The 13,742-nt window shown below is 62.0% G+C and carries 14 protein-coding genes; 3 read left to right on the forward strand and 11 right to left on the reverse strand.

Features of this window, described 5'->3' with window-relative positions; translation table 11 throughout:
- Positions 1–279 precede the first annotated feature (279 nt).
- The 3 genes from NF676_RS03570 to NF676_RS03580 all read left to right on the forward strand — a co-directional run bounded on the left by NF676_RS03570 (position 280) and on the right by NF676_RS03580 (position 3,157).
- Positions 280–1,224, forward strand: coding sequence for a DnaJ C-terminal domain-containing protein (locus NF676_RS03570; RefSeq protein ID WP_024011397.1), 945 nt, complete (start codon positions 280–282; stop codon positions 1,222–1,224).
- Between the two features lie 23 nt (positions 1,225–1,247).
- Positions 1,248–1,553 carry a chaperone modulator CbpM gene (locus NF676_RS03575; protein ID WP_016771896.1) on the forward strand — a complete coding sequence of 102 codons (306 nt, stop codon included), beginning with the start codon at positions 1,248–1,250 and terminating at the stop codon, positions 1,551–1,553.
- A 203-nt stretch (positions 1,554–1,756) separates the two neighbouring features.
- Positions 1,757–3,157: an SET domain-containing protein gene (locus NF676_RS03580; protein ID WP_252887242.1), complete on the forward strand. Its 1,401-nt coding sequence runs from the start codon at positions 1,757–1,759 to the stop codon at positions 3,155–3,157.
- Between the two features lie 60 nt (positions 3,158–3,217).
- Here NF676_RS03580 and ureC read toward each other — a convergent pair whose 3' ends face one another.
- The 11 genes from ureC to urtA all read right to left on the reverse strand — a co-directional run bounded on the left by ureC (position 3,218) and on the right by urtA (position 13,620).
- Complete coding sequence (ureC, locus tag NF676_RS03585; protein ID WP_041480696.1) at positions 3,218–4,918, reverse strand: urease subunit alpha; 1,701 nt, start codon at positions 4,916–4,918, stop codon at positions 3,218–3,220.
- 139 nt (positions 4,919–5,057) lie between these two features.
- Positions 5,058–5,363, reverse strand: coding sequence for an urease subunit beta (locus NF676_RS03590; protein ID WP_095180936.1), 306 nt, complete (start codon positions 5,361–5,363; stop codon positions 5,058–5,060).
- Positions 5,360–5,896 (reverse strand): GNAT family N-acetyltransferase, encoded by a 537-nt coding sequence (locus NF676_RS03595; RefSeq protein WP_236169796.1) that lies wholly within the window; start codon positions 5,894–5,896, stop codon positions 5,360–5,362. The genes NF676_RS03590 and NF676_RS03595 overlap by 4 nt, the downstream gene beginning before the upstream one ends.
- Before the next feature lie 5 nt (positions 5,897–5,901).
- A complete protein-coding gene (locus NF676_RS03600) occupies positions 5,902–6,435 on the reverse strand; it encodes a GNAT family N-acetyltransferase (protein ID WP_252877350.1) in 534 nt (177 codons plus the stop codon).
- A 9-nt stretch (positions 6,436–6,444) separates the two neighbouring features.
- Positions 6,445–6,747, reverse strand: coding sequence for an urease subunit gamma (ureA, locus tag NF676_RS03605; RefSeq protein WP_003221215.1), 303 nt, complete (start codon positions 6,745–6,747; stop codon positions 6,445–6,447).
- A gap of 227 nt (positions 6,748–6,974) precedes the next feature.
- Positions 6,975–7,814: an urease accessory protein UreD gene (locus NF676_RS03610; protein WP_252887243.1), complete on the reverse strand. Its 840-nt coding sequence runs from the start codon at positions 7,812–7,814 to the stop codon at positions 6,975–6,977.
- A 43-nt stretch (positions 7,815–7,857) separates the two neighbouring features.
- Entirely contained in the window at positions 7,858–8,556 is a 699-nt protein-coding gene (gene urtE / locus NF676_RS03615) for an urea ABC transporter ATP-binding subunit UrtE (RefSeq protein ID WP_016771889.1), read from the reverse strand.
- Between the two features lie 135 nt (positions 8,557–8,691).
- Positions 8,692–9,561: an urea ABC transporter ATP-binding protein UrtD gene (gene urtD, locus NF676_RS03620; protein WP_431078302.1), complete on the reverse strand. Its 870-nt coding sequence runs from the start codon at positions 9,559–9,561 to the stop codon at positions 8,692–8,694.
- Complete coding sequence (gene urtC, locus NF676_RS03625) at positions 9,558–10,637, reverse strand: urea ABC transporter permease subunit UrtC (protein WP_056787639.1); 1,080 nt, start codon at positions 10,635–10,637, stop codon at positions 9,558–9,560. The genes urtD and urtC overlap by 4 nt, the downstream gene beginning before the upstream one ends.
- The gene (gene urtB, locus NF676_RS03630; RefSeq protein WP_056787641.1) at positions 10,637–12,139 is read right to left on the reverse strand and encodes an urea ABC transporter permease subunit UrtB; all 1,503 of its coding nucleotides are present in this window, start codon (positions 12,137–12,139) and stop codon (positions 10,637–10,639) included. The genes urtC and urtB overlap by 1 nt, the downstream gene beginning before the upstream one ends.
- A gap of 215 nt (positions 12,140–12,354) precedes the next feature.
- Entirely contained in the window at positions 12,355–13,620 is a 1,266-nt protein-coding gene (urtA, locus tag NF676_RS03635) for an urea ABC transporter substrate-binding protein (RefSeq protein WP_056787644.1), read from the reverse strand.
- Positions 13,621–13,742 lie beyond the last annotated feature (122 nt).

Raw genomic sequence — 13,742 nt, forward strand, 5'->3', positions numbered from 1 at the left:
TCCGGTCAAAAAAACGGCCGCGCAGTGTATGTCAGTGCGCGGCAGATTCGAAGGCCGGTCATCCGCTATTTCGCCCCCGGACAGTTGAAAACCACCGCATCGCCCCAAACTTGCTGGCATGGGCCGGCAGACACACCGGCGGTCGCAAGAACCGTCGTCCACTGCCGATAAACTTCTGCGGCGCCACCCGGTCACAAACTTGAGATCGGTCAACCCGGCACGTGCCAATCGGCGCATGCTGGTCTCGGCGCGAAATCGATAACGGATGGTGATCCTTCCATGGACTTCAAAGACTATTACAAGATACTCGGCGTGGAGCCGACAGCCGACGACAAGGCCATCAAGGCGGCCTATCGCAAGCTGGCGCGCAAATACCACCCCGACGTCAGCAAGGAAAAAGACGCCGAGGCCAAGTTCAAGGATGCCTCGGAAGCCTATGAAGCGCTGAAAAGCGCCGACAAGCGCGCCGAATACGACGAACTGCGCCGTTATGGCCAGCACGGTCAGCCGTTTCAGGGCCCACCGGGCTGGCAGAGCCGTGGCGGCTTCGGTGGCGGCGGTGGCGACACGGGCGACTTCTCGGACTTCTTCAGTTCGATCTTCGGCAATCGCGGCCCCGGTTTCGGTGGCGCCGAGAGCCGCCAATCACGCGGACGTCGAGGGCAAGACGTGGAAATGGAACTGCCGGTCTTCCTCGAAGAAACCCTGTCGAACGAATCGAAGAAAGTCACCTTTCAGGTGCCGCAATACAACGCGCACGGCCAGCATGTCAGCAACACCAGCAAGAGCCTGAACGTGAAGATTCCGGCCGGCGTGACCGATGGCGAGCGAATTCGCCTGAAGGGCCAGGGCGCACCGGGCATCGGTGGCGGGGCGAATGGCGACCTGTACCTGACCATTCGTTTTGCGCCGCACCCGAAATTCGATGTCGAAGGCGAAAACCTGATCATCACCTTGCCCCTGGCTCCGTGGGAATTGGCATTGGGCACCGAAGTCGCCGTGCCGACCCTGACCGGCAAGATCAACCTCAAGGTCCCGGCCGGCAGCCAGAATGGCCAGCGCATGCGCGCCAAGGGCCATGGCCTGCTGAACAAGGCCGGCGAACGCGGTTATCTGTTCGTGCAGCTCAAGGCCGTGATGCCCAAAGCCTCCGACGATGAGGTCAAGGCGCTGTGGCAGGAACTGGCGAAGAAAGCCGCCTTCAATCCGCGAGAGAACTTCTGAACCCGACGACGGAGTAGCCCATCATGAGCAGCCCCCTGATCGTTCAACTGGACCTGGCAGAATTCTGTGAGGCGGCCGATTTGTCGGACGTCTACGTGATCGAAATCGTCGAGCACGGCATCCTCGAACCTCAGGGCGCGCAGCCCCGGGAATGGCGCTTCACCGATTACGAATTGGCCTTGGCCAAGCGTGCGGCGAAGCTGCGCCGTGATCTGGAACTGGAGTGGGAAGGCGTGGCGCTGGCGCTGGATCTACTGGACGAGGTGAAGCAGTTGCGTGCCGAGAACCGCATGTTGCGCCAGCGTTTGGGGCGGTTGGTGGTCGAATAAATTGTTTGAGGCCGTGAGGTCCTAGCTGGCCTCATCGCGTGCTGGCCCGCTCCCGCCTGATTAATGTTTGCGGGTGTTTCGTCCGGTATGAACCGGCAGGATGGTCTGATAGTTTTCCGGGCACATGTTGGCAATGGATGCCGACGGTCGTAGCGCCAGCCAGACTGGCCAGCGCTGCGCAATCTTTGCAAGGAAGCCTGTCAATGCCAGTCAGACCCAAGCCGCCCAAGCCGGGCGCAGTCGATATCACCACCCCTGGGCGCACATCCCGGGATTCCGCCACGCACGGTATCGAGTCGCCGCACCTGACCCCCGGTCCGTTCATTCGCAAGACCCCGCCCGATGCCAGTGAGCCCGGCAGCAACACGCAGCAAATGGAAACTGCAGTTGCCCCGCACAGCGTGCACGTCGACCCGACGCCGTCTACATCTGGTCCCGTCCCGAAGCTTAAAACCTCGGCTCTGGAGCGTTACCTGATTGCCTCGACAGCCCCTCTACCGCAAGCGGACGTTGACGGGTTTCGCGTATTCAAAGGACGCCAATACGCGGACCTGCAGGGCGGTGGTACGGTGCTGATCGGCGTCGATGCCGAGACCGGTCTGCATCGGGCCAGATTGTCCAGCGAGCTGCAGCCGTCCGGCCCTGTGCTTGCCTACGATCCGTTGAACAAGCACTGGTACGCGCTTGAAGAGTCCGGCGCGTCGCCGGACGCTGCCGCTGTCCCGGGTAAAAGCCGCAGGGTGGCGCGCCAGAGCGATGAAGACTATGAGTCTGCCGTTGAGGAGCTGCCCGACGATGGCGGTGTAACGCAGGAACATTTTTATCTGGCGTCCGAGTCGATGCCCGTCAAACCCTTCACCGCTGAGGAATTGCGTGCAATGCGCAGCGAAACACGGTTTTCGTTCCTCACCAATCGGCCCGGGGTCTACGACCGTGCCAATAACGGCAAATACCCTTTCCGGGACATGGCCGGCCGGCCTGTCAGGATAAAGAAGCTCCAGACCCTGGCGCGTTTCGAAGACGGCAGCCGTTATACCTCCGAGCAGATCAAGCCCTACATCAAGTTTGGCGCCTACGAGCATGTCGCGCGGTTGTATGAAGAAAAGCTGCAATGGCGATTGTTCACCGAGGCCGACATGACGGTGCCCGGAGAGCGGGCCCTGGTCGGCCAGTCAATGGTGGTCGCCAACCGGCGCATCACCCGAGGCGAGGTGGTCGGTGTCTATGCTGGCGCGATCATGCCGGGACGTCTTGTGCCGCTGCCCCAGCAGTCATACACCATGAAGGTCGGCGTCCGTTATCAACCAGGGCCTGGATATTTGATCCCCTACGAATTCGCGCTGGTTGGTGACACGATTATTTCCCGGATCAACACGCGCTTTTGGTATGACGCAACGGGCAAGCCGGTTCGTCAGGCTACGGAGGGTTACAACGTCGAGTTCGTACCGTTCGATGTCGAAGCGCAACAGTGGATAGGCAAGGAATTGGTCACCCGGGACTTCATTCTCAACGCCATCTTCGCTACCGAAGACATTCCGGCGGGAACCGAGTTACGCATCGATTACAACTACAGCGATGCGGACATCGCGAAACTGTTCCCGTGACTGCCTGAGCGATCGCGACTGAATACGGACCTGCGCGTCCGTATTCAGCGCACGCCTTCATCAGAACAGAAAATAGCGCTGCGCCATCGGCAGCGTTTCCGCCGGTTCGCACCACAGCAACACGCCATCGGCCTTGACCTGATAGGTCTGTGGATCGACATCGATGTTCGGCAGATAGTCGTTGTGGATCAGGTCGGTTTTCTGCACGTCTCGGCAGCCCTTCACCACAGCGATCTGCTTCTTCAATCCCAAGGCTTCCGGCAATCCGGCCTCCTGCGCCGCCTGGCTGATAAAGGTCAGGCTGGTGGCGTGCAGCGAGCCGCCGTAGCTGGCAAACATCGGGCGGTAATGCACCGGTTGCGGTGTTGGAATCGAAGCGTTGGCGTCGCCCATCAGGCTGGCGGCAATCGCACCGCCCTTGAGGATCAGCGTCGGCTTCACACCAAAGAACGCCGGGCGCCAGAGCACCAGATCGGCCCACTTGCCGACTTCGATCGAGCCGACTTCATGGCTGATGCCATGGGTGATTGCCGGGTTGATCGTGTACTTGGCGATGTAGCGTTTGGCGCGGAAGTTGTCGTTGCCTGCGCCGTCCTGTGGCAGCGGGCCGCGCTGTTTTTTCATCTTGTCGGCGGTCTGCCAGGTGCGCGTGATGACTTCGCCGACACGGCCCATGGCCTGACTGTCGGAGCTGATCATCGAGAACGCGCCGAGGTCGTGGAGGATGTCTTCGGCGGCAATGGTTTCGCGGCGGATCCGGCTTTCGGCGAAGGCGACGTCTTCGGCAATGCTCGGGTCGAGGTGATGGCAGACCATCAGCATGTCGAGGTGTTCGTCGATGGTGTTGCGGGTGAACGGCCGGGTCGGGTTGGTCGAGCTTGGCAGCACGTTGGCAAAGCCGCAGGCCTTGATGATGTCTGGCGCGTGGCCGCCACCGGCACCTTCGGTGTGATAGGTGTGGATGGTGCGGCCCTTGAACGCGCCAAGGGTGGTTTCGACGAAGCCGGATTCGTTGAGGGTATCGGTGTGGATCGCCACCTGCACATCGTACTGGTCGGCGACGTTGAGGCAGTTGTCGATACTCGCCGGAGTGGTGCCCCAGTCTTCGTGCAGCTTGAGGCCGATTGCGCCGGCCTTGACCTGTTCGATCAACGGCTCCGGCAGGCTGGCGTTGCCCTTGCCGGTCAGGCCGATGTTCATCGGGAAAGCATCGGCGGCCTGGAGCATGCGCGCCAGATGCCACGGGCCGGAGGTGCAGGTGGTGGCGTTGGTGCCGGTGGCAGGCCCGGTGCCGCCGCCGATCATGGTGGTGACGCCGCTCATCAGCGCTTCTTCGATCTGCTGCGGGCAGATGAAGTGGATATGCGTGTCGATGCCGCCAGCGGTGAGGATCATGCCTTCGCCGGCAATCACTTCGGTGCCGGCGCCGATGGCGATGGTCACATTGGGCTGCACGTCGGGGTTGCCGGCCTTGCCGATCGCGGCGATGCGCCCGTCCTTGAGGCCGACGTCGGCCTTGACGATGCCCCAGTGGTCGATGATCAGCGCGTTGGTGATCAGCGTGTCGACCACTTCGGCGGCGAGCAATTGGCTCTGGCCCTGGCCGTCGCGGATGACTTTGCCGCCACCGAATTTCACTTCCTCGCCGTAGGTGGTGAAGTCCTTTTCGACTTCGATCCACAGCTCGGTGTCGGCCAGGCGCACCTTGTCGCCGACGGTGGGGCCGAACATGTCGGCGTAGGCTTGTCTGGAGATTTTCATGGGCATGCCTTGAGATTCAATTGGGTCTGAAATCGCTCGCATTACTCGCTTTCGCGAGCAGGCTCGCTCCCACATTTGATCGCGTTCTCATGTGGGAGCGAGCCTGCTCGCGAAGGGGCCAGAGCGGGCACCGTGTTGTTTAGAGATCACCCATGATGCGGCCGGCAAAGCCGAACACCCGGCGATGCCCGGCGTAATCCACCAGTTCGACTTCACGGCTTTGCCCCGGCTCGAAGCGCACCGCCGTGCCCGCCGGAATATTCAGGCGCATGCCGCGACTGGCGGCGCGATCGAAGGTCAGCGCGTCGTTGGTTTCAAAAAAGTGGAAATGCGAGCCGACCTGAATCGGCCGGTCACCGCTGTTGGCGACTTTCAGGCTGAGGGTGCGACGGCCGACGTTGAGTTCGATGTCGCCGGGCTGGATCTGGTATTGGCCAGGAATCATCGCTGGGCTCCTTGCAGGACTTTGTAATAGAGAGCGGTCGGGCGATAGGTGCCGTTGGGATCGCAGGCGTAATCAGGGATTTCGCCGGCGCGCACGTAGCCCAGCGCCTTGTAGAAATCTTCCGCCGGCGAGCCGGCCTCGGTGTCGAGATAGAGCATGCCGCGCTTGTGCTTGGGCGCTTCGAGTTCCAGCGCCTGCATCAGTTGCTGACCGAGACCGCGCCGCCGGGCGTCTTCGCGTACCAGCAGCTTCTGCACTTCGGCGCGGTTCAGGCCGTTGGCCTTCTGGCACAGGCCCAGTTGCACGCTGGCCAGCACCTGCTCGTCCTTGACCACCACCCAAAGCAGCGTGCTGCCCTTGTTGATGTTGTCCTGCACCTCATCGAAATATGCGCGCGCCTGCACCTCATCGAGGTCGGCCATAAAACCGACGCTGGCGCCGTAACCGACGGCGTCGAGCAGCAGGTCGATCAGGCCCTGGCGATAGTGGGCAAAGCTTTCAGCGTTGACGCGGCGCAACTGGGCGGCGTTCATCGACATCACTCCTTGTGAGTATCCGGCGGCTGTGCGCCGGGGTTGAGGGTCAACTGCATGAAGGTCAGATCGAGCCAGCGGCCGAACTTGGTGCCCACTTGCGGCATCTGCCCGGTGACGCTGAAACCGGCGCGCTGGTGCAGGCGAATCGACGCGGCGTTGCCACTCTCGATGGCAGCGACCATGACGTGTTTACCGCAGGCGCGGGCGCGTTCGATCAACGCGGTCATCAGTTGCGGGCCGAGGCCGTTGCCGCGTTGATCGCTGCGCACGTACACCGAGTGCTCGACGGTGTGGCGGAAACCGTCGAACGGCCGCCAGTCGCCGAACGAGGCGTAACCCAGCACCGCGTTGTGGCTGTCGACGATCACCAGAATCGGGTACGCCTGCAACTGACGCGCGTCGAACCATGCCTGGCGATTGCCGAGGTCGACCGCTTGTTCATTCCAGATCGCCGTGGTGTTGAGCACGGCGTCGTTGTAGATGTCGCGGATCGCCGGCAGGTCGGCCCGGGTTGCATCGCGAATGGCGTAAGTCATGGCGCGGCCTCAGACGATCGGCTGGTGAACGGTGACCAGTTTGGTGCCGTCGGGGAACGTCGCCTCGACCTGGATTTCCGGGATCATCTCCGGGATGCCTTCCATCACTTGTTCGCGGCTGAGCAGGGTGGTGCCGTAGTGCATCAGCTCGGCCACGGTCTGGCCGTCGCGGGCACCCTCCAGCAGCGCGGCGGAGATGTAGGCCATGGCTTCCGGGTAGTTGAGTTTTACGCCACGGGCCAGCCGCCGCTCGGCGACGAGGCCGGCGGTGAAGATCAGCAGCTTGTCTTTTTCGCGTGGGGTCAGGTCCATGGTTCGGGTTCCATCAGGGCAGATTCGGGTGGCTCTCGAGAAGTGTGGGGTGCCAGTTGGAGCAGCCCCTCACCCTAGCCCTCTCCCGAGGGAGAGGGGACTGATCTTGGTTGTTTTCAATGGCCAATTCAGTCAGCAATATTCGTTCAGGCAGATAAATTTATTTCAGACGACTCGGTCAGGCTCCCTCTCCCTCCGGGAGAGGGCGGGGGGTGAGGGTCGGGGTTTCAGGTGCTCCATATTCTTGGCGCGATAGCTTCGCGCCCCAGCAGCGCAGGTCTGAGCAATCGCCACAAATCGATGAGCCAGGCGCGGGCGAGCAACGCCTCACTGGCCAGGCAACGAGCCACCAGCAGTCCCGGCAATTGCGTCAGATCCCCGCGTACCCCATGCCCCAGCGAGCGGCAACGCTCCAGCAGCTCGGCGTCTATCTCACCGGTCACCAGCATCGTCGCGAACACCGGTTGCCCATCCAGCCCGATTGGCGAGTCGAGCAAACCATCGTTGCCGACAATGCGCTGCCGTTCGTGCCAGAGCAACCGACCGTCGCGGCGGATGTCCAGGTGCGCCTGAAAATGCCCGAGGTCAAAACGCTCGCCGCTGGCCGGGCGGCCCAGCGCCACCACGTCCCAGTAGAACAGCCGCGCATCGCCTTCAAGCTCGATCGTTGTGGTCAACTCGGCTTGCGCGGCGCTGTAGACGATGGTTTCCTGCGGCAGCCATTCCAGAGTCGCGCCGGCAGCGACTTGCAAGTCGAGCTGCTGATAAGCCGGCCCGCCCGCGCGATACCACTTGGCGGCGCCGGGGCTGGTGATCTGTGCCCAGGCGTTGTGTTCGATGCGGGCCTTGATGTCTAGCCGATCACCACCGGCAATTCCGCCCGGCGGATGGACGATGATGTGCTGGCAGACCTCGGGGCCTTCGGCGTACAGATGCTTTTGCACGCGCAGCGGGCCGAGGTGACGGCGCATGACCGGACGCGTGCAATCGCCGAAACGCGCGTACGCCAGTTCCAGCTCGGCGTGCCAGCTCGGAGTAAACAGGGCAGGTGCAACAATCGAATTCATGGTTTGTGATTATCGTTAGGAAGCTACAGATTAGACCGGCGCGTTAGATCGTGACCAGCCCGCGTACACCCTCGGCCTCCATATTTTCACCGCGACCCTGCTGAACGATCTCGCCCCGCGACATCACCAGGTATTGATCGGCCAGTTCTGCAGCAAAGTCGTAGAACTGCTCGACCAGCAGAATCGCCATGTCACCGCGCGCCGCGAGCTGCTTGATCACCGCGCCGATTTCCTTGATCACCGACGGTTGAATGCCTTCGGTCGGCTCATCAAGAATCAGCAGGCGCGGGCGGCTGGCCAGCGCCCGGCCGATTGCCAGTTGCTGTTGCTGACCGCCGGACAGATCACCGCCACGGCGCTGCTTCATTTGTAGCAGCACCGGGAACAATTCGTAGATGAAACCCGGGACTTCTTTGGCTTCTGAGCCTGGAAAACGCGACAGGCCCATCAGCAGATTTTCTTCTACCGTCAGGCGCCCGAAGATCTCACGGCCCTGCGGCACGTAGGCGATACCAGCATGCACGCGCTGATGCGGTTTGAACGTGGTGATCGGTTTGCCTTCCCAGTTCACCGCGCCTTCCTTGGCCGGCAGCAGGCCCATCAGGCATTTGAGCAGGGTGGTCTTGCCCACGCCGTTACGCCCGAGCAGGCACGTGACTTCGCCGACTTTCACGTCGAAGCTGAGGCCGCGCAGGATGTGGCTACCGCCGTAGTACTGATGCAGCTTGTCGACTTGCAGCATGTTCGAATTCTCCCCCGGTGATCGTTCCCACGCTCTGCGTGGGAACGCATCCCGTGACGCTCCGCGTCACATAACGGCGGACGCAGAGCGTCCATGGCGGCATTCCCACGCAGAGCGTGGGAACGATCTAGGTCTTCAGCGGCCGAGGTAGACCTCGATCACGCGCTCGTTTTCCTGCACTTGCTCAAGCGAGCCTTCCGCCAGAACGCTGCCCTGATGCAGCACCGTGACGTGGTCGGCAATCGAGCCGACGAAACCCATGTCGTGCTCGACCACCATCAACGAATGCTTGCCCGCCAGCGATTTGAACAGCTCGGCGGTGAACTCGGTTTCGGCGTCGGTCATGCCCGCCACCGGTTCGTCGAGCAGGAGCAGTTGTGGGTCCTGCATCAGCAACATGCCGATCTCGAGAAACTGCTTCTGGCCGTGGGACAGTAGGCCGGCCTGGCGATTGACCGAGGTGGTCAGACGAATCGTCTCGAGCACTTCGCTGATGCGATCCTTCTGTTCGCCGCTCAGGCGTGCACGCAAACTGGCCCACACCGACTTGTTGGTCTTCTGCGCCAGCTCCAGGTTTTCGAACACGCTCAAGGCTTCGAACACCGTCGGTTTCTGAAACTTGCGGCCGATGCCGGACTGGGCAATCTGCACTTCGCTCATCTGCGTCAGGTCCAGGGTTTCGCCGAACCAGGCCTTGCCGTGACTGGGCCGGGTCTTGCCGGTGATCACGTCCATCAGCGTGGTCTTGCCCGCACCGTTGGGGCCGATGATGCAGCGCAGTTCGCCGACGCCGATGTACAGGTTGAGATTGTTCAACGCACGGAAGCCGTCGAAGCTGACGCTGATGTCCTCCAGGGTGAGGATCGTGCCGTGACGCGTATCGAGGCCCGGGCCGACGCGCTGACCGAGGCCGATCGAGTCGCGGCTGGTGCCTTCGTCCTTGTTCGGTTCCACGGGGAAAAACGCCGGCTCCAGCATGAATTCAGCACTCGCTGTGACTCTCATTGTTCACCTCGTTTCTTCAGCAGACCGATCACGCCCTTGGGCAGGTACAACGTCACGACGATGAACAGCGCACCGAGGAAGAACAGCCAGTATTCCGGGAAGGCCACGGTAAACCAGCTCTTCATGCCGTTGACCACGCCGGCGCCGAGCAGCGGCCCGATCAGCGTGCCGCGCCCGCCAAGGGCGACCCACACCGCCGCTTCGATCGAGTTGGTCGGCGACATTTCGCTGGGGTTGATGATGCCGACCTGCGGCACGTACAGCGCTCCGGCGAGACCGCACAGCACCGCACTCAGCACCCAGACGAACAGCTTGAAACCGCGCGGGTCGTAGCCGCAGAACATCAAACGGTTTTCCGCATCACGCAACGCCGTCAGCACCCGACCGAACTTGCTTTGCGCCAGACGCCAGCCGATGAACAGGCTCGCCACCAGCAGCAACACCGTGGCCAGAAACAGCACCGCGCGAGTGCCCGGTTCGGTGATGCCGAAACCGAGGATCGTGCGGAAATTGGTGAAGCCGTTATTGCCTCCGAAACCGGTCTCGTTGCGGAAAAACAGGAGCATGCCGGCGAAGGTCAGGGCCTGGGTCATGATCGAGAAATACACGCCTTTGATCCGCGAACGGAAGGCGAAGAAGCCGAACACCAGCGCCAGCAACCCCGGCGCCAGCACCACCAGACACATGGCCCAGAGGAAGCTGCTGGTGCCGGTCCAGTACCACGGCAATTCGCTCCACGACAGGAAAGTCATGAACGCTGGCAAGCCATCGCCGGCGGCCTGACGCATCAGGTACATGCCCATCGCGTACCCGCCGAGGGCGAAGAACAGGCCGTGGCCCAGCGACAGCAGGCCGGCATAGCCCCAGACCAGATCCAGCGCCAGAGCGACGATGGCGTAGCAGAGGATTTTGCCGACCAGGGTCAGCGTGTAGGCCGAGACGTGCAGGGCATTGTCCGGCGACAACAACGAGAGCAGCGGCAGAACGATCAGCAGCGCGAGGATCACCCCGCCGACCGCGAGCGTGACTTTCGGCCCGGCCTTTTGTGTGGCCGTGACTAACAGAGGCTGGTTCATCAGTCGATCACCCGTCCTTTCAGTGCGAAGAGGCCTTGCGGACGTTTCTGAATGAACAGAATGATCAGCGCGAGGATCAGGATCTTGCCGAGCACCGCACCGATCTGCGGTTCGAGAATCTTGTTGGCGATCCCTAAGCCAAATGCGGCGAGCACGCTACCGGCCAGTTGGCCGACGCCGCCGAGCACCACCACCAGGAACGAGTCGATGATGTAGCTCTGGCCAAGGTCGGGACCGACGTTGCCGATCTGGCTCAGCGCCACGCCTCCCAGTCCGGCGATGCCCGAGCCGAGACCAAAGGCGAGCATGTCGACGCGCCCGGTCGGCACGCCGCAGCAGGCGGCCATGTTGCGGTTCTGAGTGACGGCGCGGACGTTGAGGCCGAGGCGGGTCTTGTTCAGCAGCAGCCAGGTCAGCACCACCACGAACAATGCGAAAGCGATGATGACGATGCGGTTGTACGGCAGCACCAGATTGGGCAGCACTTGAATGCCGCCGGACAGCCATGCCGGATTTGCTACTTCTACGTTCTGCGCGCCGAACACCAACCGTACGAGCTGGATCAGCATCAGGCTGATGCCCCAGGTCGCGAGCAGGGTTTCCAGTGGCCGACCGTAAAGGTGGCGGATGACTGTGCGCTCCAGGGCCATGCCGATGGCGGCGGTGACGAAAAACGCTACCGGCAGCGCGATCAGCGGATAAAACTCGATGGCTTGCGGCGCGTAACGCTGGAACATCAACTGCACCACGTAGGTCGAGTAGGCGCCGAGCATCAGCATCTCGCCGTGCGCCATGTTGATCACCCCGAGCAGGCCGAAGGTGATCGCCAGGCCGAGGGCCGCGAGCAGCAGAATCGAGCCCAGCGACATGCCGCTGAAGGCCTGGCCGAGCACTTCGCCGATCAGCAGCTTGCGCTTGACCTGAGCGAGGCTGGTTTCGGCGGCGGTGCGCACGCCGGCATCGCTTTCCACGCCGGGCTCGAGCAGGCCTTCGAGGCGTGTGCGTGCCAGCGGGTCGCCGGTTTCACCGAGCAGACGTACCGCCGCGAGGCGCACCGCCGGGTCGCTGTCGACCAGTTGCAGATTGGCCAGCGCCAGGCTCAGGGCGGCATGCACGCTTTGATCTTTTTCCCCAGCGAGCTGCCGGTCGAGAAATTTCAGCTGCGCGGGTTTCGCGCTTTTCTGCAATTGCTGCGCGGCGCCCAGACGGATCTTGCTGTCAGCGGCGAGCAATTGATGGCTGGCCATTGCGGTGTCGATCAGACCCCGCAGGCGATTGTTCAGGCGCAGGGTTTTCGCTTGGCCGTCGATCGTCAGCTCGCCTTGTTGCAGGGCGTTGAGCAATTCGATACGCGCCGGATCGGGCTGCGCGGCCCAGGCTTCCAGCAGTTTGGCCTGTTGCATCGGATTGGCCGCGACGAAGTCTTCGGCGTCGCCGGCGTGGGCCAGGAGTGGCAGCAACAGTGCGATGGCGAGAAGTACGCGGTGTATGGCAGTGGGCATTAGTGGTGTCCTGTTCAACCGCCCCCTCACCCTGACCCTCTCCCGGAGGGAGAGGGGACTGACCGAGGTGTCTGGACGATGTGCTGCGACCTGCGAACTCGAGTCGAACTCAGGGTCTGAAGAGCATGAAGATCGGCTCCCTTTCCCCCTCTCCCTGAGGGAGAGGGCTGGGGTGAGGGGGAAGTCTCATGCTCGCCTCAAAAACTGAATTCGCCTCAGTTGCTCTTCACCGCATAATCCGGCTTCTTGTCGTTGCCCTGAATGAACGGGCTCCATGGTTGCGCGCGGATCGGGCCTTCGGTCTGCCACACGACGTTGAACTGCCCGTCGCTCTGGATTTCGCCGATCATCACGGGCTTGTGCAGGTGGTGATTGGTCTTGTCCATGGTCAACGTGTAACCGGACGGCGCAGCAAAGGTCTGCCCGGCCAGTGCTTCACGAACCTTGTCGACGTCAGTGGATTTGGCTTTCTCGACCGCCTGCGCCCACATGTGGATACCGACGTAGGTGGCTTCCATCGGGTCGTTGGTCACGGCTTTATCGGCGCCCGGCAGGTTGTGTTTCTTCGCATAGGCTTTCCAGTCCGCGACGAATTTCTTGTTCGCAGGATTCTCCACCGACTCGAAGTAGTTCCACGCCGCGAGGTTGCCCACCAGCGGTTTGGTGTCGATGCCGCGCAGTTCTTCTTCGCCGACCGAGAACGCCACCACCGGTACGTCGGTGGCTTTCAGGCCCTGGTTGGCCAGCTCTTTATAGAACGGCACGTTGGAGTCGCCGTTGACGGTGGAGATGACCGCAGTCTTGCCGCCGGCGGAGAATTTTTTGATGTTGGCAACGATGGTCTGGTAATCGCTGTGACCGAACGGCGTGTAGACCTCTTCGATGTCCTTGTCGGCCACGCCTTTGGAATGCAGGAACGCGCGCAGGATCTTGTTGGTGGTGCGCGGGTAGACGTAGTCGGTGCCGAGCAGGAAGTAGCGCTTGGCGCTGCCGCCTTCTTCGCTCATCAGGTATTCAACGGCGGGGATCGCTTGCTGGTTCGGCGCGGCGCCGGTGTAGAAGACGTTCGGCGACATCTCTTCGCCTTCGTACTGCACCGGGTAGAACAGCAGACCGTTGAGCTCTTCGAACACCGGCAGTACCGATTTGCGCGACACCGACGTCCAGCAACCGAACACCACCGCGACCTTGTCCTGGGTCAGCAGCTGTCGGCCCTTTTCAGCGAACAGCGGCCAGTTGGAAGCGGGATCGACCACCACCGGCTCGAGCATCTTGCCGTTCACACCGCCCTTGGCGTTGATCTCGTCGATGGTCATCAGTGCCATGTCCTTGAGCGATGTTTCGGAGATCGCCATGGTCCCGGACAACGAATGCAGAATCCCGACCTTGATGGTCTCGGCGGCCTGGACAGTCCAGGTCATGCCCATCGCGGCAATGGATGCCGTGAGTGTGAAAGCCTTGATCAAACTGCGACGCTTCATTGTGCGATCTCCATGAACATTCGATTTTTTCTGGTTGGCAGATGCGGACGACTGAAGCTGTGTTTTGCAAAGGCTGTGCCCGGTCGCGTTCAGGCAAGAAAATGTCGTGCCAGAGCGCTTGC

This window comes from Pseudomonas siliginis (assembly GCF_024072275.1).
Classification (GTDB): Bacteria; Pseudomonadota; Gammaproteobacteria; order Pseudomonadales; family Pseudomonadaceae; genus Aquipseudomonas; species Aquipseudomonas siliginis.